The 24,802-nt window shown below is 71.7% G+C and carries 23 protein-coding genes and 1 pseudogene; 13 read left to right on the plus strand and 11 right to left on the minus strand.

Going from position 1 to position 24,802, the window contains the following annotated elements; translation table 11 throughout:
* Both ACIBCM_RS24030 and ACIBCM_RS24035 read right to left on the minus strand, forming a co-directional pair.
* Positions 1 to 83 (minus strand): annotated as a pseudogene (locus ACIBCM_RS24030) (electron transfer flavoprotein subunit beta); the annotation flags it as partial.
* A 251-nt stretch (positions 84 to 334) separates the two neighbouring features.
* Entirely contained in the window at positions 335 to 841 is a 507-nt protein-coding gene (locus tag ACIBCM_RS24035) for a flavin reductase family protein (protein ID WP_399246733.1), read from the minus strand.
* 345 nt (positions 842 to 1,186) lie between these two features.
* Here ACIBCM_RS24035 and ACIBCM_RS24040 point away from each other — a divergent pair, with 345 nt between their 5' ends.
* On the plus strand, positions 1,187 to 1,909 hold the full coding sequence (locus ACIBCM_RS24040; RefSeq protein ID WP_399246424.1) for a lysophospholipid acyltransferase family protein: 723 nt from the start codon (positions 1,187 to 1,189) through the stop codon (positions 1,907 to 1,909).
* 195 nt (positions 1,910 to 2,104) lie between these two features.
* On the opposite strand, the gene ACIBCM_RS24045 is transcribed toward ACIBCM_RS24040, so the two are convergent.
* From ACIBCM_RS24045 to ACIBCM_RS24065, 5 genes are all read right to left on the minus strand, one after another.
* Positions 2,105 to 2,815 (minus strand): B3/4 domain-containing protein, encoded by a 711-nt coding sequence (locus ACIBCM_RS24045; protein WP_399246426.1) that lies wholly within the window; start codon positions 2,813 to 2,815, stop codon positions 2,105 to 2,107.
* A 12-nt stretch (positions 2,816 to 2,827) separates the two neighbouring features.
* A complete protein-coding gene (locus tag ACIBCM_RS24050) occupies positions 2,828 to 3,406 on the minus strand; it encodes a transglutaminase family protein (RefSeq protein WP_399246428.1) in 579 nt (192 codons plus the stop codon).
* Between the two features lie 101 nt (positions 3,407 to 3,507).
* Positions 3,508 to 4,602 carry a threonine aldolase family protein gene (locus ACIBCM_RS24055; RefSeq protein ID WP_399246430.1) on the minus strand — a complete coding sequence of 365 codons (1,095 nt, stop codon included), beginning with the start codon at positions 4,600 to 4,602 and terminating at the stop codon, positions 3,508 to 3,510.
* A complete protein-coding gene (locus tag ACIBCM_RS24060; protein WP_399246432.1) occupies positions 4,581 to 5,333 on the minus strand; it encodes an SDR family NAD(P)-dependent oxidoreductase in 753 nt (250 codons plus the stop codon). The genes ACIBCM_RS24055 and ACIBCM_RS24060 overlap by 22 nt, the downstream gene beginning before the upstream one ends.
* Positions 5,334 to 5,359: 26 nt before the next feature.
* On the minus strand, positions 5,360 to 6,775 hold the full coding sequence (locus ACIBCM_RS24065; protein WP_399246434.1) for a DUF6421 family protein: 1,416 nt from the start codon (positions 6,773 to 6,775) through the stop codon (positions 5,360 to 5,362).
* 448 nt (positions 6,776 to 7,223) lie between these two features.
* Here ACIBCM_RS24065 and ACIBCM_RS24070 point away from each other — a divergent pair, with 448 nt between their 5' ends.
* Complete coding sequence (locus tag ACIBCM_RS24070) at positions 7,224 to 7,907, plus strand: glycerophosphodiester phosphodiesterase (RefSeq protein WP_399246436.1); 684 nt, start codon at positions 7,224 to 7,226, stop codon at positions 7,905 to 7,907.
* Between the two features lie 83 nt (positions 7,908 to 7,990).
* On the opposite strand, the gene ACIBCM_RS24075 is transcribed toward ACIBCM_RS24070, so the two are convergent.
* Positions 7,991 to 8,566, minus strand: a complete 576-nt coding sequence (locus ACIBCM_RS24075; protein ID WP_399246438.1) for a GNAT family N-acetyltransferase — start codon at positions 8,564 to 8,566, stop codon at positions 7,991 to 7,993.
* A gap of 310 nt (positions 8,567 to 8,876) precedes the next feature.
* Between ACIBCM_RS24075 and ACIBCM_RS24080 the strand changes: the two genes are divergently transcribed.
* The 4 genes from ACIBCM_RS24080 (at position 8,877) to ACIBCM_RS24095 (ending at position 12,183) form a co-directional block, all read left to right on the plus strand.
* On the plus strand, positions 8,877 to 9,422 hold the full coding sequence (locus ACIBCM_RS24080) for a DUF5134 domain-containing protein (RefSeq protein WP_399246440.1): 546 nt from the start codon (positions 8,877 to 8,879) through the stop codon (positions 9,420 to 9,422).
* Between the two features lie 138 nt (positions 9,423 to 9,560).
* Positions 9,561 to 10,496 carry a M56 family metallopeptidase gene (locus ACIBCM_RS24085; RefSeq protein WP_399246442.1) on the plus strand — a complete coding sequence of 312 codons (936 nt, stop codon included), beginning with the start codon at positions 9,561 to 9,563 and terminating at the stop codon, positions 10,494 to 10,496.
* Positions 10,497 to 10,607: 111 nt separating this feature from the next.
* On the plus strand, positions 10,608 to 11,405 hold the full coding sequence (locus ACIBCM_RS24090) for a phosphatase PAP2 family protein (RefSeq protein ID WP_399246444.1): 798 nt from the start codon (positions 10,608 to 10,610) through the stop codon (positions 11,403 to 11,405).
* A 157-nt stretch (positions 11,406 to 11,562) separates the two neighbouring features.
* The gene (locus ACIBCM_RS24095; protein ID WP_399246446.1) at positions 11,563 to 12,183 is read left to right on the plus strand and encodes a TetR/AcrR family transcriptional regulator; all 621 of its coding nucleotides are present in this window, start codon (positions 11,563 to 11,565) and stop codon (positions 12,181 to 12,183) included.
* A gap of 46 nt (positions 12,184 to 12,229) precedes the next feature.
* On the opposite strand, the gene ACIBCM_RS24100 is transcribed toward ACIBCM_RS24095, so the two are convergent.
* Complete coding sequence (locus tag ACIBCM_RS24100) at positions 12,230 to 13,765, minus strand: LVIVD repeat-containing protein (protein WP_399246448.1); 1,536 nt, start codon at positions 13,763 to 13,765, stop codon at positions 12,230 to 12,232.
* 156 nt (positions 13,766 to 13,921) lie between these two features.
* On the opposite strand from ACIBCM_RS24100, the gene ACIBCM_RS24105 reads away from it, so the two are divergent.
* The 6 genes from ACIBCM_RS24105 (at position 13,922) to ACIBCM_RS24130 (ending at position 20,896) form a co-directional block, all read left to right on the plus strand.
* On the plus strand, positions 13,922 to 14,617 hold the full coding sequence (locus tag ACIBCM_RS24105; protein WP_399246450.1) for a DUF305 domain-containing protein: 696 nt from the start codon (positions 13,922 to 13,924) through the stop codon (positions 14,615 to 14,617).
* Between the two features lie 678 nt (positions 14,618 to 15,295).
* Positions 15,296 to 16,654, plus strand: a complete 1,359-nt coding sequence (locus ACIBCM_RS24110; RefSeq protein ID WP_399246452.1) for an FAD-dependent oxidoreductase — start codon at positions 15,296 to 15,298, stop codon at positions 16,652 to 16,654.
* Between the two features lie 106 nt (positions 16,655 to 16,760).
* Positions 16,761 to 17,846, plus strand: coding sequence for a WD40/YVTN/BNR-like repeat-containing protein (locus ACIBCM_RS24115; RefSeq protein ID WP_399246454.1), 1,086 nt, complete (start codon positions 16,761 to 16,763; stop codon positions 17,844 to 17,846).
* 67 nt (positions 17,847 to 17,913) lie between these two features.
* A complete protein-coding gene (locus ACIBCM_RS24120) occupies positions 17,914 to 18,594 on the plus strand; it encodes a uracil-DNA glycosylase (RefSeq protein ID WP_399246456.1) in 681 nt (226 codons plus the stop codon).
* 233 nt (positions 18,595 to 18,827) lie between these two features.
* Positions 18,828 to 19,877 carry an N-acetylglucosamine kinase gene (locus ACIBCM_RS24125; RefSeq protein ID WP_399246735.1) on the plus strand — a complete coding sequence of 350 codons (1,050 nt, stop codon included), beginning with the start codon at positions 18,828 to 18,830 and terminating at the stop codon, positions 19,875 to 19,877.
* Positions 19,878 to 19,975: 98 nt separating this feature from the next.
* Complete coding sequence (locus ACIBCM_RS24130; protein WP_399246458.1) at positions 19,976 to 20,896, plus strand: sirohydrochlorin chelatase; 921 nt, start codon at positions 19,976 to 19,978, stop codon at positions 20,894 to 20,896.
* A 108-nt stretch (positions 20,897 to 21,004) separates the two neighbouring features.
* Here ACIBCM_RS24130 and ACIBCM_RS24135 read toward each other — a convergent pair whose 3' ends face one another.
* Both ACIBCM_RS24135 and ACIBCM_RS24140 read right to left on the minus strand, forming a co-directional pair.
* Positions 21,005 to 22,054, minus strand: a complete 1,050-nt coding sequence (locus ACIBCM_RS24135; RefSeq protein ID WP_399246460.1) for a lactonase family protein — start codon at positions 22,052 to 22,054, stop codon at positions 21,005 to 21,007.
* 356 nt (positions 22,055 to 22,410) lie between these two features.
* Positions 22,411 to 23,994 (minus strand): DHA2 family efflux MFS transporter permease subunit, encoded by a 1,584-nt coding sequence (locus ACIBCM_RS24140; protein ID WP_399246462.1) that lies wholly within the window; start codon positions 23,992 to 23,994, stop codon positions 22,411 to 22,413.
* 88 nt (positions 23,995 to 24,082) lie between these two features.
* Between ACIBCM_RS24140 and ACIBCM_RS24145 the strand changes: the two genes are divergently transcribed.
* Positions 24,083 to 24,787: a TetR/AcrR family transcriptional regulator gene (locus tag ACIBCM_RS24145; protein ID WP_399246464.1), complete on the plus strand. Its 705-nt coding sequence runs from the start codon at positions 24,083 to 24,085 to the stop codon at positions 24,785 to 24,787.
* Positions 24,788 to 24,802: the final 15 nt, after the last annotated feature.

Consider the following 24,802-nt stretch of genomic DNA (forward strand, 5'->3'; position numbering starts at 1 on the left):
TCCACCGTCAGATCATCCGCGAAACGCCGCTCACCAGAAGCGTCGGGCACATACTTCACACAGACAACGATCCTCAAGCTCACGACGGCTCTCCTCCTTGCAGTGACCATTTCCGTGGTGTCCCCGTACCCGAGGGCCGGGGGCTGCCCTGCCAGGCAGCATATGTGCCCGCAGACGGGGTTTCCGGTCGGGGCGACCGCCATTTCCCACGGCCGTTACTCACCAGTAGCTTCCCCTCAGCCTACCCACTGAGCAAGCGCTTGGAACTGTGATGTTGCCAACGCTGTGTAACCGCCGACCACCCGCGCGGCCCCAGCGCGGTAGCGGCGCCGGATCAGTCGCGCAGTCCGCCGAACCGCCCCTGATGGTGGACGAGCGGCCGCCCGGGCCCACTGGAGTCCCCCTCGACGACCTCGGCGATCACCAGATGGTGGTCACCGGCGGGTATCCGGGAGACCACCCGGCCCACCATCCAGGCGAGGACTCCGTCGAGCACCGGAACCCCCTGGGGGCCGCCGCGCCAGCGTGTGGACGGGCCGAAACGGTCGGATCCCCTGGTGGCGAATCTCGCGGCCAGCTCACTCTGGTGCTCGCCGAGGATATGCACGCCCACATGCTCCGTACGGGCGATGACCCCCCAGCTGAAGGAGGCCGTACCGACTCCGAACGAGATCAGCGGGGGTTCGGCGGCCACCGAGGTCAGCGAGGTGGCCGTGAAGCCGGCGGGCCCCTCGCCCCGCGCCGTGATCACCGCGACTCCGGCGGCGTGCCGGCGGAAGACGGAACGGAGCAGTTCGGGAGAGACGGGCCCCCGGGGGCGCAGTTCGGACGGAGCCGTCATGGAGATGGAGCCTGCCCAGGGAGAGTTTTCGATCTTCGGACGCAGCGCCAGGGTGGCGATAGTTGGCACATGCAGTCAAGTACGCTGGGGCAGGTGCGCCACACCTCGCGGTCCGTGACGCGCTCCAGGGATCCGGCGCCGGGTCTTAGGGGTCCGTACATCCGGTCCTGTCCCCGCCTCCGGCGGGTGCCGGCCATGACGTGACGAGAATCTCGCCCCCCGGGGCCGCCAGGACTGGTCAGGGCGCCGCACATGGGGCACGATCTGCGCAGTGCCGAAAACCTACGGCTGCGTAACTTCTACCGGGAGAACCCTCCCCGGGCACGACAGAAGGGTCCTCCCCAGATGGCAGAGCTCGTCTATCGGCCGGTCATCGGCGCCGCACTCACGATGTTCAAGGCGCTGGACCTGAGGATCGACACACAGGGGGCGCAGAACATCCCCCGTTCGGGCGGTGCAGTGCTGGTCAGCAACCACATCAGCTATCTGGACTTCATCTTCACCGGTCTCGCGGCACTCCCGCAGAAGCGCCTGGTGCGTTTCATGGCGAAGGAGTCGGTCTTCCGGCACAAGGTGTCGGGTCCGCTGATGCGCGGGATGAAGCACATTCCGGTGGACCGCACCCAGGGCGAGTCCGCCTATCGGCACGCGCTGGACTCGCTGCGGTCCGGTGAGATCGTCGGCGTCTTCCCCGAGGCGACCATCTCGCAGTCGTTCACGCTGAAGTCGTTCAAGTCCGGTGCCGCGCGCCTGGCGCAGGAGGCCGGTGTGCCGCTGATCCCGATGGCGCTCTGGGGTACCCAGCGGGTGTGGACCAAGGGTCGGCCGCGCAACTTCAGGCGCAGCCACATCCCGGTGACGATCCGGGTGGGCGAGCCGATCGAGGCACCCGCCGACCAGTACGCGGGGGCGATCACCCGGCGGCTGCGGGAGCGGGTGCAGGAGCTACTGGAGGCCGCTCAGCGCGCCTATCCCGTACGTCCCAAGGGCGCGTCCGACACCTGGTGGGTCCCCGCGCATCTCGGCGGTACGGCCCCGACGCCGGCCGAGGTCCGCGAGGCGCGCTGATCCTCCGCGGCGCGGGCGCCGGCGGGCCAGGGGCCGGCTCAGGTCCCGGGGACCGTCCCACCGTCCTGCCCGGCGGTCCCGCACGCATCCGCGCGGCCGGGTGCGGGGGCGCCCGAGCAGGCCGCGTACGGGAGGGAACCTCCGCCGGGATAACGCCCGCACCGGAGGCCGGTGCCGGCTTCCGGGCGGACGGCACTACGCCGACGGCACGGCCCGGCGTGGCGCGTGGACCGTGATCCGGGCGCCGGGGCTGAGCTTCTCCAGCGACTCGGCCAGTTCGGCGCCCGCGGCCTCCAGCTCACCGGACGTCATCGGGCCGAGCGCCTCCAGCAGGAAGACCGCGTTCACGGACTCCTCGGTGAGCCGGGTGCGCGGGCCCTGCCGCCAGTTCCAGCGGCGGCAGGTGACACCCTCGTCGTCCCGCCAGACGACCTCCCCGGCGTCGGGGTGCTCGGTCCTCTCCTCCCCCGCCGAGACGGTGACGAACGGCTCGTCGCCCGTCGCCCGTACGAGGCGCATCCCGCCCGCGATGCGGTCGAGGTCCTCGCCGCCGACGGGGATCAAGTGGGCCACGCTGATCGCGTTGTAGGCGTCGACGAGGGCGTTGATACGGGGCAGTCCCCCCTCCGCGAGGGCCCTCTTCGCCAGTGCCTCGGCGGAGTTGCGCGTACGGGAGGGTTTGGCGCCGAACGCCGTGTAGATCTCGCGCCAGGCGGCCATGTGCGGGTCCTCGTGCGGTGCCCGTCCGCCCAGGCGTTCGGCGAGCCGGCGGGCCGCGTCGTCGAGGAGGGCCGAACTGTCGTCGGTGCTGGGCCCGTTGACCAGCCCGTACGCCTCAACGGTGAGATGGGTGAAGCCGGGAGCCAGAGCCTTGACCTCGTCGGAGACGGTGAGCGTGAGCGCCATGCCGGAAGTGCCTCACAGTTCGGTGGGAAGTTGCGTCCAGAGGGTCTCCCGGTCGGCCACGCCTCGCAGAGCACCGAGCACCAGGGGATGCGGTGCAGCATACAGGACTGGGTAGTCCACTTCGTTACACTCAGGACGCACGGTGAAGGCGAGCCGCTCCTCGTCGAGCGAGAACCGCGCGTCCACTCCCGGCCGGTTGCCGCGTGGATCCTGCCGCGCCCAGGCCGAGCGCCCGGGGAGCTTCAGGGCGATCAGCCCGTGGACGACGCCCAGATTCTGGTAGCAGAGGGCGGCCGGGATGCCTTCCGCACGCAGCAGTGCCGCCAGGGCGTGCGACTTGGCGTAGCAGATCCCGGTACGCAGCCGCAGAACGTCCGATGCGCGCCAGGTGACACGCGGATCCCCCGCGTCCTGGGAGTGCGCAATGGAGTCCCGGACGAAGAGGAAGGCCGCTTCGGCGTATACGTATGCGTTCTCGCCCCGGCCGGGCAGACCGGCCGCGGTCTCCCGCACCAGCGGGTGTTCATGGTCGATGACCTCGTCCGCGGCGAGATAGGCGGACAGATCCGGGATCTGCTGCATCAGCTCCATGCACGACGACCCTAGGCAGACGACCGACCGGAGTCAATGTCTTTCCGGTCAATCGTATACTCATGCAGAGCCGCACACTCATGCAGAATCGACGGCGCTGATCACCTCTCCGCCGCCATTTCCTCCTTCAGCGCCTGGACGAAGGAGTCGACATCGTCCTCGGTGGTGTCGAAGGAGCACATCCAGCGGACGTCACCGGCCGCCTCGTCCCAGAAGTAGAAGCGGAAGCGCCGCTGGAGCCGGACGCTGACCTCGTGCGGGAGCCGGGCGAAGACGGCGTTGGCCTGGACGGCGTGGAGGATCTCCACCCCGTCGACCCCCCGGACGCCGTCGGCGAGCCGGCGGGCCATGGCATTGGAGTGGCGGGCGTTGCGCAGCCACAGATCGCGGGCGAGCAGGGCCTCCAGCTGCACGGAGACAAAACGCATCTTGGAGGCGAGCTGCATCGACAGCTTGCGCAGATGCTTCATATGACTCACGGCGTCCGGGTTGAGGACCACGATCGCCTCGCCGAAGAGCATGCCGTTCTTCGTTCCGCCGAAGGTGATCACATCGACGCCGACCGCGTTGGTGAACGTCCGCATGGGGACGTCCAGCGACGCCGCGGCGTTGGCTATCCGGGCCCCGTCGAGATGCACCTTCATCCCGCGCTCATGGGCGTGGTCGACGATCGCGCGGATCTCGGCGGGGGTGTAGACCGTGCCCAGCTCGGTGTTCTGGGTGATCGAGACGACCTGCGGCATCGCGCGGTGCTCGTCCTCCCATCCCCAGGCCTGCCGGTCGATCAGCTCGGGTGTGAGCTTTCCGTCCGGCGTGGGCACGGTGAGCAGCTTCAGCCCGCCCATCCGCTCCGGTGCACCGCCCTCGTCGACGTTGATGTGCGCGGTCTCGGCGCAGATCACCGCGCCCCAGCGGTCGGTGAGCGCCTGGAGGGCCGTGACATTGGCACCGGTGCCGTTGAAGACCGGGAACGCCTCCGCCGTCGGTCCGAAGTGGCTGTGCATCACGCGCTGGAGGTGCCCCGTGTACTCGTCCTCGCCGTAGGCGACCTGGTGGCCGCCATTGGCGAGGGCGAGGGCCGCGAGGATCTCGGGGTGCGCTCCCGCGTAGTTGTCGCTGGCGAAGCCCCGTACTCCGGGGTCGTGATGGCGCCGGGCCGCGGTGGGGGCGTTCTTCACGTGTGAGGCGTCAGCCACAGGCGCTGTCCATTCGCTTCCCTGGCGGGCCGGTCCCAGACACCGGCGATGGCGTCGGCCAGTTCCGTGACGTCCGTGAAGCCCGCGAACTTCGCGTTCGGGCGCTCGGCGCGCATGGCGTCGTGCACCAGAGCCTTCACCACCAGGATCGCAGCCGCGGCCCGGGGGCCGTCCTCGCCCCCCTGTTTGCGGAAGGCGTCGGCGAGCGCGAGGGTCCATGCCTCGGCCGCGGCCTTGGAGGCGGCGTAGGCGGCGTTGCCCGCGGTGGGCTTCTCGGCGCCCGCGGCGCTGATCAGCACATAGCGTCCGCGGTCGCTGCGCACCAGCCCGTCGTGGAAGGCGAGCGAGGTGTGCTGCACGGTCCGGATGAGCAGCCGCTCCAGATAGTCCCAGTCGGAGATCTTCGTCTCGGCGAAGGTGGCGCCGCCGCGCCAGCCCCCGACCAGATGGACCAGCCCGTCGATACGGCCGAACTCCTTCTCGGTCTTGTCCGCCCACGACCGTGTGGCGTCGAGATCGAGCAGGTCGACGGTGTCGCCGGTGACGGTCGCCCCGCCGTGGGCGTAGCGGGCGGCGTCGACCGCCGAGGCCAGGCGCTCGGGGTCCGAGTCCGATCCCACGACGGTCGCCCCGGCCTCCGCGAGCCGCAGCAGCGCGGCACGCCCGGCCGGGCCCGCCGCCCCGGCGACCGCGACCACGGCTCCCTCCAGCGGACCGTTGGAGTTCTTCATGGTGGTCGCCTCCTTGGTACGGATGGTCACGCGGCGGCCCCGGAAGCGGCGCCGACGGCCACCTGGTCCGACGCCCTGATCCCCTTGGTCGAGGCGATCACATTCTTCAGCTTCTTGGACAGGGCCTCATAGAACATGCTGAGCGGAAACTCGTCGGGAAGCACGTCGTCGACCAGTTTCCGGGGCGGCTGGGTCAGGTCGAGGGCGTCGGGGCCCTTGGCCCAGCGGGAGCCGGGGTGCGGCGACAGATAGGAGGAGACCAGTTCGTACGCGGCGAACCAGTGCACGAGCTTGGGCCGGTCGATGCCGTCGCGGTACAGCTTCTCGATCTCGGCGCAGAGCTGGTTGGTGACCTGCGGCGCACGCTCCCAGTCGATCTTCAGGGTGTTGTCGGTCCAGCGCACCACGTCGTGCTGGTGGAGGTAGGCGAAGAGCAGCTGGCCGCCGAGACCGTCGTAGTTGCGCACGCGCTCGCCGGTGACCGGGAAGCGGAACATCCGGTCGAAGAGCACGGCGTACTGCACATCGCGGCCCTGGGGGAAGCCGTCGGCCTCCAGGCGTACGGCCTCCTTGAAGGCGGTCAGATCGCAGCGCAGCTCCTCCAGTCCGTACATCCAGAACGGCTGGCGCTGCTTGATCATAAAGGGGTCGAACGGCAGGTCACCGTGGCTGTGGGTGCGGTCGTGGACCATGTCCCAGAGGACGAACGCCTTCTGGCAGCGCTTCTGGTCGCCGACCAGCGCGCGGATGTCCTCGGGCAGTTCCAGGCCGAGCACGCCCACGGCCTCGGTGGTCACGGCACGGAAGCGGGCGGCCTCGCGGTCGCAGAAGATGCCGCCCCAGGTGAAGCGCTCGGGGGCCTCGCGCACGGCGATGGTCTCGGGGAAGAGGACGGCCGAGTGGGTGTCGTACCCCGAGGTGAAGTCCTCGAAGGTGATGCCGCAGAACAGGGGGTTGTCGTAACGGGTGCGCTCCAGCTCGGCGAGCCAGTCGGGCCACACCATGCGCAGGGCGACGGCCTCCAGATTGCGGTCAGGATTGCCGTTCTGCGTGTACATGGGGAAAACGACCAGATGCTGGAGGCCGTCGGCGCGCCCGGTGGCGGGCTGGAAGGCGAGCAGCGAGTCCAGGAAGTCGGGGACGCCGAAGGCGCCGTCGGCCCAGGTGCGCAGGTCCGTGGCGAGCGCGCGGTGGTACGCGGCGTCGTGCGGCAGCAGCGGGGACAGCTCCTCGACGGCGTCGATCACACGGTCGAGCGTGGCCTCGGCGGCGGCTCTGGTGGGGGCACCGTCGGCGTCGAAGTCGATCGATCCGTCCTTGGACTGCCAGGGGCGGATCTCCTCGACGGCATTCTTGAGCCTCGGCCAGGCCGGGTGTTCGATCACCCGGTCGGCGGTGGATATGGCTGCGGAAGCAGCGTCCTGCACAAGAATTTCCGTCATGTCACTTCCTCCACGGGAGAACCTCGCATCAAGACACCGTATCCATGCGGTGTTCCTCCGGACAAGTGGGCCTTGTGCAAATTATCCTGCACCACCCCCATGATCGCCGGAAGGTTTACGGCGGCCCGGTGCATCCGCGAAAGCGTCCGGCAATCGGAGGACCGCCCCTTCCTCCGGCGCCCGCCGCTCTCTCCGGTGCCCGCTTCCCAGGCCGGCACTCCCCTGACCCGGCCCGCCGTCAACCCCGTGGGCGACACGCCCGCGCACGGGTGAAACAGGGGCGGGAGGAGGCCCCGGGCAGGAGATGCGGAACCCGGCAGCGGTCTACTCCACTCCGCTGTGCGCGACGGGTTCCCTCCGGGCACCGGGCCATTAGGCTGCCTCCTTGCCGGGCGGCGTCGTCAGGCCACGCCGCGCGGGAGCCGCTGTCGACGAAAGCGAGAGAATCTTGACTTTCCTCACCATCGGTCATCGCGGGGTCATGGGTGTCGAGCCGGAGAACACCCTGCGCTCCTTCATCCGGGCCGAGCGCTGCGGTATGGACGCCATCGAACTGGATCTGCATCTGAGCAAGGACGGCGCGCTCGTCGTCATGCACGACGCCGACGTGGACCGCACGACCGACGGAACGGGTCCCGTCGCCGAGAAGACACTCGCCGAGCTGCGGGCACTCGACGCGGGCGAGGGCGAGCGGGTCCCGGTCTTCGAGGAGGTGCTCGACGCCGTCGGCGCCCCGCTCCAGGCCGAGATCAAGGACGTGAGCGCCGCCCGGGCGCTCGCCGAGGTGATACGGCGCCGCGATCTGGTCCGGCGGGTCACGGTGTCGTCCTTCCACGACGAGGCGGTCGCGGAGATCTCCGCACTCGTGCCGGGCGTACGCACCGTACTCATCGCCAGCCGCTGGGGCGGCGACATCGTGGACCGCGCGAAGGCAGCCGGCGCGAACAGCCTCGCACTGAACATCCGGCGGCTGACCCTGGAGACCACCGAGCACGCCCGTGCCGAGGGTCTGCGGGTGATCGGCTGGCTGGTGAACACCCAGGAACATCTGCGGCTGGTGCGCGCCCTCGAACTCGACGGCGCGACCACGGACTTCCCCGAGATCAGGCGCACGGGCCGCTTCACCGCGTAGTCGCGTCGCGGTACCCCGCCGGCCCGCCGACCGCCCGGCGGCGCCCGGTCACCTCAGGTACGAAGCTCCCCCACCACCGGCCGTCAGGACACATCCTTCACCAGCAGTTCGAAGGTGAGGTCGTCCCGCAGCGGAATGCCGAGGCGCTCATCGCCGTACGGGAAGGGGGTCAGCTCTCCCGTACGGCGGTAGCCGCGCCGCTCGTACCAGGCTATGAGCTCGTCCCGTACCGAGATCACGGTCATCTGCATCTCGCGCACGCCCCACGCCGCGCGCGCCAGGCGCTCGGCCTCCGCGATGACCAGCCGCCCCAGCCCGCCGCCCTGGAGCCCCGGCCGGACGGCGAACATGCCGAAGTAGGCCGCCTCACCCCGGTGTTCGAGCTGGAAGCAGGCAATCGTCTCCTCGTCGCGCTCCACCGCCACCAGCCGGCTGCCGGGCGTCTCGATGACCTCCAGGACTCCTTCGGCGTCGATGCGCGGGCCGCCGATGAGATCGGCCTCGGTGGTCCATCCGGCCCGGCTGCTCTCCCCCCGGTAGGCGGAGTGGATCAGGGCGAGCAGCCCCGGCACATCGGCGCCGATGGCGTCCCGGTAGGTGAGGTCGCCGGAGAGCCGGGGCGGCGCGGTGTGGGTGCCGGTGTCGGTGTCGGTGTCCATCGGGGCGGCTCTCCGTTCTCGGGCGGATGCGGCGGGGCGCCCGGGGTGGTCGCGCCGCCCCGGACGCCCTGAAGACTACGTGTACGGCCCCGCCGGGCTGTCGGGGCTCCGGGGAGCCCCGCGGGCACGGGTCCGGGGTGCTCCCCCGAGCGCCGCCCGGGCTTCCGCCCGTGCCGCCGTGGAGCGCCGGGCGACGGCGGGCGGGCGCGCCGTGCTCCCCGTACACCTCCGTGCGCTCGCGTGTGCCCCCGGGCCGCCGGGCATCGATGTCTCGGCGGAGGGGACACCGCCGTGAGGGGGGAGATGTGCCGTGCACGGACCGGTGCTGTCCTGCTGGCTGCTCGTCGCGCTGTGCGCCGCGACCGGTGCCTACTGTCTGGTACGGGTCCGGGGCCGCTCGGGTGAGGCCCGCCGGACGGCGGGCGGCGAGGCCCTGATGGGGTTCGGGATGGCGGTGATGGCGGTCCCCGCGGCCGTGGTCGCGTTCCCGCGCTGGACCTGGACCGTGTACACCGTGGTCTTCGGCGCCACCGCGTTCGCCGCGCTGTGGGCGGCCCGCCGGGGCGCCCGTCATCTGCACCATCTCATCGGCTCGCTCGCGATGGTGTACATGGCCCTGGCCATGGCGCCCGGCAGTGGGCACGGCGGGCACACGGCGGCCGGGACGCCCCTGCTGACGGGGGTGCTGCTCGGGTATTACGTGATGTACGTGCTGCGCTCGGGCGTCCGGCTGGTGCCCGTGCCGTCGGCGGCGGGCGCCCCGGCCGGGCCGTCCGCCGACCCGCTGCCGGGCCTGCTCCCGGCCTGCAGGCTGGTGATGGGCCTGGCGATGGTGGCGATGCTGATCACGCTCTGATCCGGGCCCGCACGGGCACGGCTCACCTCTGAGCCGGGCTCCGTACGGCGCCGCGGGCAAAAGGGGCGTCCCGTGGCGTACATCACTTGAGGGGCGAGGTCATATCCGCGGGTGGGCCGACGCTCCTACGCTGAAGCCATGCTCGTCTCCCTCGTGCTGCTGTTGCTCGGTGCACTGGCCGCCGTCGTCGCCCCACGGCTGGTGCCGCGCGCCGACTGGTCGGAGCGCGAGCCGATCGTGGCCCTGTGGGTGTGGCAGTGCGTGGTGGCGGCGGTGCTGCTGTCGTTCGCGCTCTCCATGACCTTCAGCGCGGCGGCGGCCTGGCAGCTGGTGCGGGGACAGGTCTTCGCGCCCGCGCCGCAGGGAGTGGTCGAGGCGTACGCGCTCGGTACGGACGGCCCCTGGGCCGGCGTCCTCGCCGTGGTCCTGGCCTGCGGCGGACTGTGGTCGGCGGCGATGCTGACCCAGGAGATCCGCGCCGCGCGGGCCCAGCGCAGAAGGCGCCGCCAGGAGCTGCGGGTGCGTGCGCCGCTGCTGCCGGGCGAGTCGGACGGCGGCGACCGGCTGGTGGTGCTGGAGGGCGACCGCCCGCACGCCTGGTGGCTGCCCGGCACGGCTCCCCAACTGGTCATCACCACGGCCGCGCTGCGTCGGCTGAAGGGCCGTCAACTCGATGCCGTACTGGCGCACGAGCAGGGACACGCGCAGGCCAGACACGACTGGCTGCTGCACTGTTCGGCCGCGCTGGCCAACGGGTTTCCCCAGGTCCCGGTGTTCGCCGCTTTCCGCGACGAGATGCACCGGCTGGTGGAGCTGGCCGCCGACGACGTCGCCTCCAAGCGCTTCGGACGGCTCACGATCGCGCTGGCACTCGTCGAACTCAACGAGGAGCGCGGGGTGTTCGGGCCCTGCCCGCCTCCCGATACGCACCTTCCGCAGCGTGTCAACCGGCTGCTGTCGGCGACCCCCCGGCTCACCCCGGTCCGCAGGCTCCGGCTGACGGCCGCCGCGGCGCTGGTGCCCGTCGTCCCGCTGCTGGTGGCGTTCGTGCCCGCGCTCCGCGCGCTCGGCTGACCCGGACCGGGCCGGTCCGCGCCCGGAGACCGGCCGCCGTCGTCCGCCGCTGACGCCGTGCTCGCGTACCGGGTTGGCGGTACGCCCCGGCGAACGGGGAAGATCTTCCCCATGCATGCGCCCGGAACGAAGCCTCCCTCCCCGCCCGCGCCCCACCAGCGACGCCCGCGCCCCGGCGCGGCCGCCCGAGCGGCCGTGGTCCTCGGGCTCCTCGGGGCCGTCCTGCTGGTCCTGGTGGCCGTCTCCTGGGCGCCGCTGATGTCCTTCGACCGCTCCGTGGCCGAGGCCCTGCACCGCCGGGCCGTCGAGGAGCCGGGGCTCGTCCACGTCAACCGAATCCTCACCGACTGGGTATGGGACCCCTGGACCATGCGCGCCCTGATCGCCGTCGTCGTCCTGTGGCTGTGGTGGCGTCGGGAATGGCTGCTCGGGAGCTGGATCGCCGGGACGGTCGCGCTGGGCACCGTCCTACAGCAGACGATGAAGGCCGCGGTGGGGCGGAAGCGGCCGAGCTGGCCGGATCCGGTCGACTCCGCCCATTTCGCGGCCTTCCCCTCCGGTCACGCCATGACGGCCGTGGTCGCCCTCGGTCTGCTGCTGTGGCTGCTCAGGCGGCACGGGACCGGGGGCCCCGTCTGGGGGTGGAGCGTGGCCGTGGCCGCGGTGTCCGTCGCCGGGGTGGGGTACACCCGTCTCTACCTCGGGGTGCACTGGCCGACGGATGTGCTCGGCGGCTGGCTCTTCGGGGCGTGGTGGGTGGCGCTGTCCGTCGCCCTGTACCCCTGGGCCGAGCGGACCTGGGGCCGCCCGCACGACGACGGCGGGGGCGCTCCCGAACACCCACGCGGCGGAGGACAATCGAAGGAGACGGGTCGGAAGGATTCAGGACAGGCGGGCGACCCGCCGTAGCGCCTGTTCCGGTGAATTCGGGTACCGCGCCGCCCGGACCGGACGATCCCCCGCGTCGCCCGGTCCGGGCAGCACCCCCGGCCGACGGGCCCTCGGGGCCGCCGGGCGGGACGCGCTGAGTATATTGGCCGAGAGCCAGTCAACGCAGGAGTCCAGCATGTCCCCGCGGAGCGCATCGGTCAATGAAGAGCTGCGCCGGCGTTCGCGCGAGCGGCTGCTCCAGGCGACGGTGGATCTCGTCGGCGAGCGGGGGTACGAGACGACCACCCTGGCCGACATCGCGGACCGGGCGGGCTCGGCACGCGGTCTGGTCTCGTACTACTTCCCCGGGAAGCGCCAGCTCCTTCAGTCGGCCGTGCACCGGCTGATGCACCGAACCGTGGCGGCGGCGCTGGAGCGCGAGCCCCGGACCGACGACGGACGGGAACTGCTGGCGCGGGCGATCGACGCCGTCCTCGGGCTCGCGATCGACCATCCCGTCTTGATGCGGGCGCATATGTCCGGAGTGCTCCAGGCCCATGGGTTCGTGCAGTGCCCGGACCAGCAGCGGCTGGCCGCCCTGCTGCGGGACACCCTGGAGCGCTATGGCTCCCGGCAGGTCGACACGGACTATCCGCTGCTGCGGTCCCAGCTGATGGGAGCCGTCTTCGCGATCGTGCTGCCGGGCGCCCCGATGCGCCCGGAGACGCTGCGCGCGGAGTTGTTCCAGCGCTACGGGCTGGACTGGAACCTCGGTGTGCCGCCGGACGGAGAAACCGCCCGGCGGTACACGCCCTGACCCCGGCCGGCTGCCGGGTCAGCTCTGCTCAGTCGGTGCGGACTCCTCAGTCGTCGTCGTCACCGTGGTCGTCGTCATCGTCGTCGAAGTAGTCCGGCTGGGTCTGCACATTCAGCTCGGACAGCCGCACCTTCTTCGCCGGGTCCGTACGCCTGTCGTTGATCTTCAGGACGTCGAGGCCCTTGGCCATGTCGTTGGAGTAGATGTAGCCGTTGTAGTAGTACGCGGACCACGAACCTCCACCGATGGACTGGTCGACGGAGAGGGGACCGCGCTCGAAGAACCCGATCTCCTTGGGCTGGGACGAGTTGGTGAAGTCCCAGACCGAGATTCCGCCCTGGTACCAGGCCTGGACCATCAGGTCACGGCCCTTGACCGGGATGATCGAGCCGTTGTGCGCCACGCAGTTCTCGGTGTTCGCCTGGTGCCGGTCGATCTTGAAGTAGCTGCGGAAGACCAGCTTGCGCTTGTCGCCCTTGCCGGTGAGGTCGTAGATGCCGTCGGCACCGCGGTTCGGACCGATCTGCGCGTTGCAGGTGGGCGCACCGCCGCCGCCCAGCTCGTCGGTGAACACGACCTTGTTGGCACCCTGGTTGAAGGTGGCCGAGTGCCAGAACGCGAAGTTCACATTGTCCTGGACAACGTCGATGACCTTCGGCCGCTCCGGGTCCTTGATCGAGAACAGGATGCCGTCACCCATACAGGCGCCGGCGGCCAGGTCCTTCGAGGGGAGCACCGTGATGTCGTGGCAGCCGGTGGTCTTGGAGACGCCCGGGTTGACGGGTCCGCCGGGATTGCCGCCGCCGTCGGGTCCCTCACCGGGGAAGAGAACCGGGAAGCCCACGACCTTGGCCTGCTGCGGAGCCTTCTTCGGCACCTTGATGACCGAGATGCCGTCGTGCGGCGGCAGGCAGTCGGGGTACGCCGCGTTGGGCGAGTACGACGACACGTACACGTAGATGTTCTTGCGGTCGGGCACCAGCGTGTGGGTGTGCGAACCGCAGGCGGTCTCGACGGCGGCGACGTACTTCGGGTTGCGCTTGTCGCTGATGTCGAAGACCTTCATGCCCTCCCACGAGCTCTTCACCGTGGCGGACTGCGACGTGCTGTTGCACGAGTTGTCGCTACGGGAGGAGTCCGTGGACAGGAAGAGCAGGTTCCCGCTGACCGAGATGTCGTTCTGGCTGCCGGGACACAGGACCTGCGAAACGGTCTTCGGGGACCTCGGGTTGCTGATGTCGAAGATCCGGAAGCCGTCGTAGTTGCCCGCGTAGGCGTACTTGCCCTGGAAGGCGATGTCCGAGTTGGTGCCCTGGAGGGCGTCCTTCGGAACGTTGGCGAGATGCTCGATGTTGGAGCTGTGGACGATCTCGTCCACGCCGGGTATCGCACCGCTCTCGATGGCGGCGCGCGCCTGGGCCTCCTGGCCCGAGGAGATCTCCTTCTTCTGGACGGGGGTGTCGCCGGGGTCCGGGATGGCGGCCGCGGGTCCGGCCGTCAGCAAAGTGGCCAGAAGTCCGGCCGCGGCGGCAGCCACGCCCAGACGTCTGCGCCGGACTCGGGTGGTGTGCAACAGGGTCACTGCTTCCTCCCTCGTATCCGTTCGGGTCGAACGGTTCACGCACCACGGAAGTATCTTCCCTTGCATGCGCATTTCAATAGATGGCTACATACACGTCATGAAAGTTTTCGATCAATGTGGCTGAGAACTGGCGAGTACGGTGCCCAAACATCCGAAGTGCCCCAGGAGGTCCCGTTGTTGAACACCCGTCTTTCGACCGGCGCACACAGATCCATTGCCGCTTCCGTGGCCCTCGCCGCCGCGCTCACCCTGGGTGCGTGCGAGTCGAATTCCGGCAATGACTCCAAAAGCAAGGCGGAAAAGGCGAATTCCGGCGCGTCCGTAGTCGCACCGGGCAAACCGGGTGAGCCCGCCAAGACACTGACGCCCGATCAGGCCGCCAAGGCCGTACCGGAGGACACCCCGAACGACGCGGACTTCGCCTATGCGCAGATGATGATCGAACATCACGGCCAGGCGCTGACCATGACCGGTCTGGTACCGGACCGGGCTTCGTCGACGCAGGTCAAGCGGGTCGCGGCGCGGATCTCGGCGGCTCAGGGGCCGGAGATCACCGCGATGGAGGGCTGGCTCAAGAACAACGGCGCGGACAAGCGGAAGGGCGGCGGGCACGACCACGGCTCGATGGCGATGCCGGGCATGGCCACGGACGCCCAGCTGAAGCAGCTGCGCGCGGCGAAGGGCAAGGCGTTCGACGAACTCTTCCTGAAGCTGATGATCACCCATCATGAGGGAGCGGTCGCCATGGCGGCCGACGCCGTGTCCGACGGCAACAACATCCTGATCCAGGAGATGGCGAACGATGTGATCTCGCAGCAGACGAGCGAGATCGGGCGCATGCGGAAGATGTGACGCGCGGGGTGGACGCGGTGCGGTGCCGGGCCGCGCGCCGGAGACGACGGGCGCGGCCGGGGCCGCGCTCCCCGGCGGACGGGGCCGGGGTCCGGCGGCTCCCGGCGGCTCCCGGCGGCGGTGCGCGGGTCGGCGGTCGCCGGCGAGCGGCCCCGGGTCGGGGCCGGGTTCGCCGTCGGCAGCCGCTCGGCGGCGGTACGGGCGCGAAGCCGGGCCCGTACCGGATCGGTCAGGGCACGGAGGAGGCACGAGGGTACGGGCCGGAACCGGTTGCAGGCGCAAAGCCGCGTACGGGTCCGGGCTGTACAGGCATGGAGGACGGTGCGGGAGCCTGCCGTACGGGTCGTAGGGGCGGCACGAGACGGTCTCGCGGAGGCGCGTGCGACACCCGGCCGGTCCGGGCCTGGGCGGCGCCGGGCGCCGAGGCCGGTAGGGGTCCCGGGGCGGTGTGGGCTCTCCCGGCCGCTGTGGGTGCGGGACCGGCTCCTGGCCGCGCGGGAGCGCGCGCCGCACGCGCCGGGGCGCTCCCGCCGGCTCACCGGTCCTGGCCGCCGGACCGCGCGCCCCCGCCCGGACGAGGGCCGCGACAGCCCCGGTTCGCGGCACGCGTACCGCAGCGTCTCCCCAGGTACGCGCCCCGGTGCGATGCTGGAGTCCCCTGCGGGAAGGAGCGCAGCCGTGCTTCGCGTCGCCGTCGTCGGTTCGGGACCCAGTGGGGTCTACACCGCCCAGTCCCTCGTCCAGCAGAGCCTGGTCCCCGATGTCCGGGTGCACGTCCTGGACCGGCTTCCCTGCCCGTACGGACTCGTGCGTTACGGGGTCGCGCCCGACCACGAGAAGATCAAGTCGCTCCAGAACGGGCTGCGTACCGTGCTGGAGCACGAGCGGGTCGACTTCATCGGCAATGTCGAGGTGGGTGCGGGCGCCCTCGGACCGGCGCGGCTGCTGGAGCTCTACCACGCCGTCGTCTACTGCGTCGGCGCGGCCCGGGACCGCAGGCTGGGCATCCCCGGCGAGGATCTGCCGGGCAGCCATTCGGCCACCGACTTCGTCTCCTGGTACAGCGCGCACCCCGACGCCGCGGACGGCGCGTTCGCCCTGTCGGCCCGCTCGGCCGTGGTGATCGGCGTCGGCAATGTGGCCGTCGACGTGGCCCGGGTGCTGGCGCGGACGGCGGACGAACTGCGTCCCACCGATGTCCCGGAGGGCGCGCTGGGCGCACTGGCGCTGAGCGGGGTGCGCGAGGTGCACATGGTGGGCCGCCGGGGGCCGTCCCAGGCCAAGTTCACCACCAAGGAACTGCGGGAACTGGGCTCGCTGCCCTCGGCCGAGGCGGTCGTCGACCCCTCGGACCTCTCTCTCGACCCGGCGTACGCCTCCCCGGAGGCCGCGGCCGCGCTGCCCGCGGCCGGGCGGCGCAATCTCCAGGTTGTACGGAACTGGGCGGACCGGCCCGCGGCGGACCGCCGGGAGCGGCCGCGGCGGATCCGTCTGCGGTTCTTCCTGCGCCCCGTGGAACTGCTGGAGGAGGGCGGCCGGGTCGGGGCCGTGCGGTTCGAGCGGACCGTGCCCGACGGCGAGGGCGGGGTGCGGGGCACGGGGGCGTACGAGGACATCGAGGCACAGCTGGTGCTCCGGGCGGTCGGCTACCGGGGCGTGCCGCTGCCCGGACTGCCCTTCGACGACGGGCGGGGGACGGTGCCGCACGCGGCCGGGCGGGTGCTGCGGGACGGGGTGCCCTCGCCCGGTGAGTATGTCGCGGGGTGGATCAAACGGGGGCCGACCGGGGTGATCGGCACCAACCGGCCGTGCGCCAAGGAGACGGTGGCCTCACTGCTCGACGACGCTTCGGCCCTGGCCGACCGCTCGCCTGCCGGTGATCCGCTGGAGGCGATGCGGGCGGCGGGGCTCCGGCCGGTGTGCTGGCCGGGCTGGCGTGCCATCGAGGCGGCCGAGTCGGCTCTCGGGCTGTCGCTGGGGCGGCGTTCGGTGAAGATCCCCGACTGGGAGGGGCTGCTGACCGCGGCGGGCCACTGACGCTACACACCGTCCGAGCTGCGACGACGTCCAGGAAAGGGCCACTGTCGGTGGTCGGGTGCACACTGGCTCGTATCCGCGACAAAGGCGTCCTGGAGGTAGGGCCATGACCGAGGTACTTCTGACCGTGGGCACCCGCAAGGGACTGTTCATCGGGCGTCGGCGGGACGGTTCCTGGGAGTTCGGCGGACCCCGTTTTCCCGCGCAGGCCGTCTACTCGATCGCCGTCGACACCCGGGAGGCCGTGCCCCGGCTGCTGGTGGGTGCCGACAGCGCCCACTGGGGACCCTCGGTGTTCCGCTCCGACGATCTCGGCGCGACCTGGACCGAGCCGGACCGGCCCGCCGTGCGGTTCCCCGGGGACACCGGGGCGTCCCTGGAGCGGGTGTGGCAGCTGCATCCGGCCGGGCCCTCGGAACCGGACGTGGTGTACGCGGGCACGGAGCCGGCGGCGCTGTTCCGCTCGGCCGACGGCGGCCGGAGCTTCGAGCTGGTGCGTCCGCTCTGGGAGCATCCGACCCGGTCGCGGTGGGTGCCGGGCGGTGGCGGTGAGGCGGTCCACACGGTGGTGACCGATCCCCGGGACCCCCGGGCGGTGACGGTCGCGGTGTCGACCGCGGGGGTGTTCCGCTCCCGTGACGGCGGGGAGAGCTGGGCGCCGTCGAACGAGGGTGTGTCCGCCGTCTTCCTTCCCGACCCCCATCCGGAGTTCGGGCAGTGCGTGCACAAGATCGCGCAGGACGCGGGCGACCCCGACCGCCTCTATCTCCAGAACCACTGGGGTGTGTACCGGAGCGACGACGCGGGCGCCCACTGGACCGACATCGGCGCCGGGCTGCCCTCGGACTTCGGCTTCGCCGTCGCCGCCCATCCCCACCGGCCGGACACCGCGTATGTCTTCCCGATCACCGCGGACAGCGACCGGGTGCCCGCCGACCGCCGCTGCCGGGTCTACCGCACGGCCGACGCGGGCGCCGGCTGGGAGCCGCTGTCGGCCGGGCTGCCCCGGGAGGACCACTTCGGGACGGTGCTCAGGGACGCGTTGTGTACGGACGACAACGATCCGGCCGGGGTGTATTTCGGCAATCGCAACGGCGAACTGTACGCGAGCGCGGACGACGGGGACAGCTGGCGGCTGCTCGCCTCCCATCTGCCGGATGTGCTCTGTGTGCGGGCCGCGGCCCTGGGCTGAGCCGGGCCCCGGGGCCCGGGAAGGAGGCGTCGGAGAAGATGCCGTTGGACCAGTAGAGTGACGCCCCGTGACAGCGCGACGACCTCTCAAAGAAATTGTCGAGCCGGGGTGGGCCGATGCCCTCGAACCGGTGGCCGGGCGCATCGCCGCGATGGGGGACTTCCTGCGGGCGGAGATCGCCGCGGGACGCACTTATCTGCCGGCCGGACCGCATGTGCTGCGTGCCTTCCAGCAGCCGTTCCACGATGTGCGGGTCCTGATCGTCGGTCAGGACCCCTATCCCACACCGGGGCACGCGGTGGGGCTGAGCTTCTCCGTGGCCCCCGAGGTGCGGCCGGTGCCGGGGAGCCTGGACAACATCTTCCGGGAGATGCACACGGATCTCGGACACCCCCGGCCGTCGAACGGTGATCTGACCCCCTGGACCCGCCAGGGCGTACTCCTGCTCAACAGGGCACTCACGACCGCTCCCCGCAAGCCCAACGCGCACCAGGGCAAGGGCTGGGAGGAAGTGACCGAGCAGGCCATCCGGGCACTGGCCGCCCGGGGACGGCCGCTGGTGTCGGTGCTGTGGGGGCGCAACGCCCGCAATCTGCGTCCCCTGCTCGGGGATCTTCCGGCGATCGAGTCGGCCCATCCGTCCCCGATGTCGGCGGACCGCGGCTTCTTCGGGTCCCGGCCGTTCAGCCGGGCCAATGAACTGCTCGAACGTCAGGGGGCAGAGCCGGTCGACTGGCGGTTGCCGTGACCGGGCGGACACGACGCCTGGTCCTGGGCGTGGACTCGGGGGGCTCCGGCCTGCGGGTGGCGCTCGCCGAGGTCTCCGTACCCCCGGGCCTCCCCGCCGACCCGGATCCTCCCGGCGGCCCCGGTCTTCCCGGCGAATCGGGTCTTCCCGGAGCCACGGATCCTCCGTCCGGCCCGGGGCTTTCCGGGGGCGCGGAAACTGCCGGGGCCACGGGCCTCCCCGCCGACCCGGGCCTGCCCGGCGGCACGGGCCGCGCCGGGGCGGCGGGCCCGTCCGGGGGCGGCGGCGACCCGGCGGCCGTTTCCGGTCCTCCTCGCGCGCAGACGGGTACGGAGATCCTGGAGTCGCGGGTTCCGGTGCGCACCGGACCCGAGGGCATCGACGCCCGCCATCTGCTGGAGCAATTGCTCCCGATGGCCCGCACCCTGCTGGAGCGCGCCGGGGGCCATGACCGAACCGCCGGCGGGAACGGTGCCTCCGGCGCGCACCCGGCCGTCGAGGCCGTGGCGATCGGCGCGGCTGGGATGGCGACGCTCGGCGGGCAGTTGCGGGCCGAACTCCCCGGGGCGCTGGCCGAGTCGCTCGGCGTACGGCGTCTCGCGCTCGCGGCGGACGCCGTCACCGCCTACGCGGGCGCGCTCGGCCAGCGCCCCGGGGCGGTCGTGGCGGCGGGCACCGGCATGATCGCGCTGGGGACGGATCTGTCCGGCTGGCGGCGGGCGGACGGCTGGGGCCATCTGCTGGGCGACTGCGGCGGTGGCGCCTGGATCGGCCGGGCCGGCCTGGAGGCCGCGCTCCGTGCCCACGACGGGCGGCGCGGTGGCTCGGCCGCGCTGCTGGCCGCCGTGGAGGCGGTGTTCGGCCAGGCTCCGCAACTGCCGGGGATGCTGTATCCGCGCCCGGACCGGCCCGCCGTACTGGCCTCGTTCGCGCCGGAGGTCGCCCGCTCGGCCGCCGGAGGGGACCCGGTCTCGGCGGGAATCCTCGCCCGTGCGGCGGCGCACATCGCGGAGGCGGCGGCGGCCGTCTGCCCGCCCGTCACACCGGGGGCGAAGGCCGCCCCGCCCCAGGTCGCCCTGACAGGTGGCCTGTTCAGGACGGGGGACCCGCTGCTCGTACCGCTGCGGGAGGAGTTGGCCGTACAACTGCCGTACGCACACCTGGTGCCCTCGTCCGGTGACCCGCTCACGGGGGCGCTGGTCATCGCCTCGGCGCTGGCCACCGGTTCGCTGCGGCTGCCGCGGGACCCCGCCCTGCTCCATGTACCGCCGGAGCAGGGGTGATGACCGGAGTCGACGCCATCGGATAAATACGGACAGATAACGCTTGGCCACCCCCTACCCGAACAGTCGTGGCGGCAAAACCAGTAGCATGCGGCGCCATGAGCTCCCCCACCGGGCCCGCACCCGGCCTGCCCGTACGCAATCCGCGCCCCCGCCAATCCGGCCGCCATCGCCGCCCCGAGCCCGTGGCGGCTCCCGAGGGCGCGCCCGCTCTGGTTCTCGCCGTACCCGGCGCTCCGACGGCCGCCACCCGCGGTCTGGCCCGGGAAGTCATAAGCATCGCGCGTTCCGAACTGCCCGGCCTGGACGTCGGTATCGGCTACCTCGACGGCGAGGACGCCGAGGACCCCGCGTTCCCCACGCTGGAAAGCGTGCTGATGCGCACCGCCGCACTGCGGACCGAGCGGTACGAGATCGCCAAGGCCGCCGGCCGGGAGGTGGCCGAGCCCGAGGGGCCCGCCTCCGTCGTGGTGCCACTGCTCGCCGGACCCGACAACGTGCTGATGCGCCGTATCCGTCAGGCCGTCATGGACAGCCGTTCGGCGGTCGATCTGACCGATGTCCTCGGACCGCATCCGCTGCTCGCCGAGGCCGTTCACGTCCGGCTCTCCGAGGCCGGTCTGGCGCGCGCCGACCGTGCCCGGCTGTTCACGGTCGCCACGGCCGCGGACGGCATCATCCTGGCGACGAGCGGCGGCGACGAGGCCGTACAGGCCGCCGGGATCACGGGCATGCTGCTGGCGGCGCGCCTGGCGGTGCCGGTGATGGCCGCGGCGCTCGACAAGGAGGGCTCGGTCGCCTCGGTCGCCGGGCAGCTGCGTGCCTCCGGATCGTCGCAGCTCGCCCTGGCCCCCTATCTGGTCGGCCCCGAACTGCCCGAAGGGCTGCTGGAAGCGGCCGTCGAGGAAGCGGGCTGCCGGGCAGCCGAGCCGCTGGGCGCCTACCCGGCGATCGGCAAGCTGGTGCTGTCGCAGTACACGACCACGCTGGGCATCAAGCCGCAGGCACCCCTGCGCTGAGGAGCCGCCCGCCCGCCGACGCCCCCGGTCCATACCGGGTGGACCCCGCCGGACCGTGAAGCGGTCCGGCCGGGTCGTGTGCCGGGGCCGGTGCGGCGGGCCGGGAGTTCAGGCGAAGACGACACAGGAAGCCGCGGGGGCGTCCAGGGAGCCCGCCCTCCGCGGCACACCTGTCCCGGGGTCGATGTCGAACCAGGTGACGTCCCCCGAGCGTTCATTGGCAGCGTAGAGCCTGCGGCCGGTCGGATCCAGGGCCAGATCGCGCGGCCAATGGCCGCCGCAGGCCACGGTGGTGACCAGTTCCGCCCGCTCGCCCGTCTTGTCGAGCGAGAGGACGGCGATGCTGTCGTGACCGCGGTTGGCCGCCCACAGATGGCGTCCGTCGTGGGAGACGACCACCTCGGACGGGTACACGGGACCCGTCACGTCCCGGGGCAGGACCGGTGTCTCGGCGAGCGGTTCCAGAACGCCCGCGTCGGCGTCCCAGCGGCACACGGTGAGCGTCGGCACCAGTTCGTTCAGCACATAGGCGTGGGTGCCGGCCGGGTGGAAGGCCAGATGGCGCGGGCCGGTGCCGGGCCGCAGCGCGGTCTCGCCGTGCTGCCTGAGCTCACCGGCCCCGGGGTCGAGGGCGCAGACGCGTACGGAGTCGGTCCCGAGGTCGACGCCGAGCACCCAGCGACCGCTGGGGTCGGGCACCACCTGGTGCGCGTGCGGGCCGCGCTGGCGGTCGGGATCGGGTCCGGCGCCCTCGTGCTGGAGGACTCCGCTCGCGGCGCCGGGGCGGCCGCCGTCGCCGACGGGGAGCACGCTGACGCTGCCGGAGCCGTAGTTGGCAGTCAGCAGATGGCCGTGGGAGACGGCGAGATGGGTGGGCCCGGCGCCGCACACCGGCACCCGCACGCCGAGCGGCCGAGGCACGGCGCCCCGGACGTCGAAGGCCGCCACGGCGCCTTCGGGCGTCTCGGAGACCGCGTAGAGGACGGGCGTACCCGCGGCCTCGGAGAGCGCGAGATAGGAGGGGTCCGCGACCGCGTCACTCGCTCCGGTCTCGGTCAGCGCACCGGTTTCGCCGTCCACGGCTGCGGCGATGATCCCCCGTCCCCCGGCCGAGGTGAACGAACCGATGAACGCCCGTCCCGTGCTCTTGTCGCCCACGGCGCTGCCTCCCACTGATCGCTGTGTGTGCCCCGGCCGACGGTAGCAGCGGTCTAGACCAAGTGTCTGTAGACGGGGGCCCCGCGCATCCGCTGCGGTTACCCCGCGAACGCCTCTCCACACCCTCCGCACCCGGGAGGATCCGCTCGCCCAACCAGCCGCCCGTCGCACCGCAGGTCGAAGACATGCAGGGGGCGCGTTACGGAGGAACACGGGGGCGCGCAGGGGCAGAACGCGCCCCCTGCTGGACCGGAAGGTGCCGATGGGGCACGGCGTACGGCGGACGGATGCGTCGATCGGCGCGCGGGACGGAGCGCACGGTCCGGCACGGAACGGTCGCCCGGCCCGGGCCGCCGTCAATCGGCCGTATCCGCACCCGTCTTCGGCTTCCGCGCGCGGCGCGGCATCAGCCATACCGCCGCCGCGCCGCCCAGCACGACCACGGCGAATCCGCCGAGCACCGCGTCCGCCATACCCGAGGTGAACGCGCTCCGGGCCCCCTCGGCCAGTTCGGCGCCCCGGGCGCCGCCGAGATCCCCGGCGATACGCAGGGCGGAGACCAGCGAGTCGCGTATCGCTTCGGACGATGGGGCGGGCAGGCCTTCCGCCGCGTCGGCGGCCTCACGGCGATAGGTCGAGTTGAAGACGCTTCCGAGGATCGCGATGCCGAGCACTCCGCCCAGCTCACGGGTGATGTCGTTCAGAGCCGATGCCACCCCCTGCTTCCCCGGAGGCAGCGCGGTGACGATCGCCTCGGTGGCCGGGGTCGCCGCGAAGGCGATACCCGACCCCATGAGCAGGGCACCGCAGAGGACCGGGAGGTATCCGGATCCGGAGTCAAGGACGGCCATGATCGCCAGTCCTGCCGCGATCAGCGCCATACCGAGGCCCACAACCGGGCGCATCCCGAAGCGCCGGGCGACCTTCGGCGCCGAGGGCGAGAACAGCATCGCGCCGACGGCCAGCGGCATGATCGCGAACCCCGCCTTGAGCGGTGAGTAGCCGAGGATCTCCTGGAGGTACTGGAGTCCGAGGAAGAAGAATCCGAACATCGCCAGCGCCTCGGCGGTGATGACCAGCGCGCCGGCCGACAGACCGCGGTGGCGGAACATACGGGGATCGAGCAGCGGGTGCCGCCGGCGCAACTCCCACGGTACGAAGGCGATCAGCCCGGCCACTCCCAGCAGGAAGGCGATCCACACCGGAGCGGATGTCCAGCCCCGCTCCGGTCCTTCCACGATCGCGAAGACCAGGGCACCGACGCCCAGCACCGAGAGCAGGCCCCCGCCGATGTCCAGCGGCGCGGCGCCGGAGTCCTTCGAGGCCGGAGCCGCCACCAGCACACCTATCAGCGCGGCCGCCGCCAGCACGACGTTCACCACGAACACCGAGCGCCACGTGTACATCTCCAGCAGGCCCCCGGAGATCAGCACGGCGCCCATCGCGCCGCCGACGGTCACTCCGGACCACACCCCGATCGCCCGGCCGCGGTCCTCCGGCGGAAAGACATGGGTGATGATCGACAGGGTCATCGGCATGACCAGCGCCGCGCCCACACCCGCGACGGCCCGGAGCAGGATCACCCAGCCCACGTCGTCGACGACGGCGGTGCCGGCCGAGGCAAGGCCGAAGATCAGCAGACCGGCCAGGAGCACGCCCTTGCGGCCGTAACGATCACCGAGCGCGCCGCCGGGCAGGAGGAGCCCGGCGAAGACAACCCCGTAGGCATTCACCACCCACTGGAGGTCCGACTCACCCGCGCCGAGGTCACGCGCCATGTCGGGGACCGCGACCATCAGCGAGGTCATCATGCCCACCACGACGGCCAGGGCGAGGCACATGACGACGAGGACCGCTCTTCTCCGGCCCGCGCCGAGCGCCCCGGCACCCCGCGGGTCGGCCGCGCTCTTCTTCTGGAATCCAGCCTCCGGACGGGACACCGCACACCTCTCAAACGGTCGCTTCAATCGCTCGTTTCAGTAGAGCAGACCTCTTGCCGGAATTCAAGCGATCGTTTTAAATGGGTTCATGACTCGCTCGTCCACCCCTACGGCCGCCCCGGCGCGCACCGACACCCGCGAGCGCATCCTCGACGCGGCGATCGGGCTGTTCGGTGAGCGCGGCTACGCGGCCACGTCACTGCGCGCGGTCACCGAGGCCGCCGACGCCAACATCGCTGCCGTCAACTACCACTTCGGTTCGAAAGAGGGCCTGCTGCGCGCGGTGATCGACCGGGCCATCGGCCCCGTCAACACCGAGCGGGAGCGGATCCTCGACCAGCTGGTGTCTCGGGGCGGCACCCCGGCCGCGGAGGATCTGGTGCGCGCCTTCGCCGAGACCGGTGCGACTCTGGCGTCCGTCCGGGAGCAGGACGCCCGCGGCGCGGAGGTGGCCCGCTTCATGGGCCGGGTGATGTTCGAGCCCGATCCGGCCGTGCGGCGGATCTTCGCGGACGAGGTCAGCCCGGTCGAGGGCCGCTATCTGGAAGCGCTAGTCGACGCGCTGCCCGCGCTCCCCCGCGAGGAGGTCGTCTTCCGCTACCGGACCATGGTGGGTCTGCTGGCCCTCCATCAGACCGGCGCGCTCGACGACCTGTCAGTACCCGCGGGCCTTCCCGCCGCCGACGGCGGTTCCGATACCGGTGCCGCCCCCGGTTCTGGTTCTGGTTCCGAGGCTGACGACCGGACGGCGCGACTCGTCTCGGCCGTCACCGCGATCTTCCGTACGCCCTGACGAGAGGGGGCGCCT

The sequence above is a fragment of the Streptomyces sp. NPDC051018 genome, from assembly GCF_044456085.1.
Taxonomy (GTDB): domain Bacteria; phylum Actinomycetota; class Actinomycetes; order Streptomycetales; family Streptomycetaceae; genus Streptomyces.

Coding starts and splice junctions, on each gene's coding strand:
- ACIBCM_RS24035 (WP_399246733.1), bottom strand. CDS start 841: ATGACGGCTCCGTCCGAACTGCGCCCCCGGGGGCCCGTCTCTCCCGAA.
- ACIBCM_RS24040 (WP_399246424.1), top strand. CDS start 1,187: ATGGCAGAGCTCGTCTATCGGCCGGTCATCGGCGCCGCACTCACGATG.
- ACIBCM_RS24045 (WP_399246426.1), bottom strand. CDS start 2,815: ATGGCGCTCACGCTCACCGTCTCCGACGAGGTCAAGGCTCTGGCTCCC.
- ACIBCM_RS24050 (WP_399246428.1), bottom strand. CDS start 3,406: ATGGAGCTGATGCAGCAGATCCCGGATCTGTCCGCCTATCTCGCCGCG.
- ACIBCM_RS24060 (WP_399246432.1), bottom strand. CDS start 5,333: ATGAAGAACTCCAACGGTCCGCTGGAGGGAGCCGTGGTCGCGGTCGCC.
- ACIBCM_RS24065 (WP_399246434.1), bottom strand. CDS start 6,775: ATGACGGAAATTCTTGTGCAGGACGCTGCTTCCGCAGCCATATCCACC.
- ACIBCM_RS24075 (WP_399246438.1), bottom strand. CDS start 8,566: ATGGACACCGACACCGACACCGGCACCCACACCGCGCCGCCCCGGCTC.
- ACIBCM_RS24085 (WP_399246442.1), top strand. CDS start 9,561: ATGCTCGTCTCCCTCGTGCTGCTGTTGCTCGGTGCACTGGCCGCCGTC.
- ACIBCM_RS24090 (WP_399246444.1), top strand. CDS start 10,608: ATGCATGCGCCCGGAACGAAGCCTCCCTCCCCGCCCGCGCCCCACCAG.
- ACIBCM_RS24095 (WP_399246446.1), top strand. CDS start 11,563: ATGTCCCCGCGGAGCGCATCGGTCAATGAAGAGCTGCGCCGGCGTTCG.
- ACIBCM_RS24115 (WP_399246454.1), top strand. CDS start 16,761: ATGACCGAGGTACTTCTGACCGTGGGCACCCGCAAGGGACTGTTCATC.
- ACIBCM_RS24130 (WP_399246458.1), top strand. CDS start 19,976: ATGAGCTCCCCCACCGGGCCCGCACCCGGCCTGCCCGTACGCAATCCG.
- ACIBCM_RS24145 (WP_399246464.1), top strand. CDS start 24,083: ATGACTCGCTCGTCCACCCCTACGGCCGCCCCGGCGCGCACCGACACC.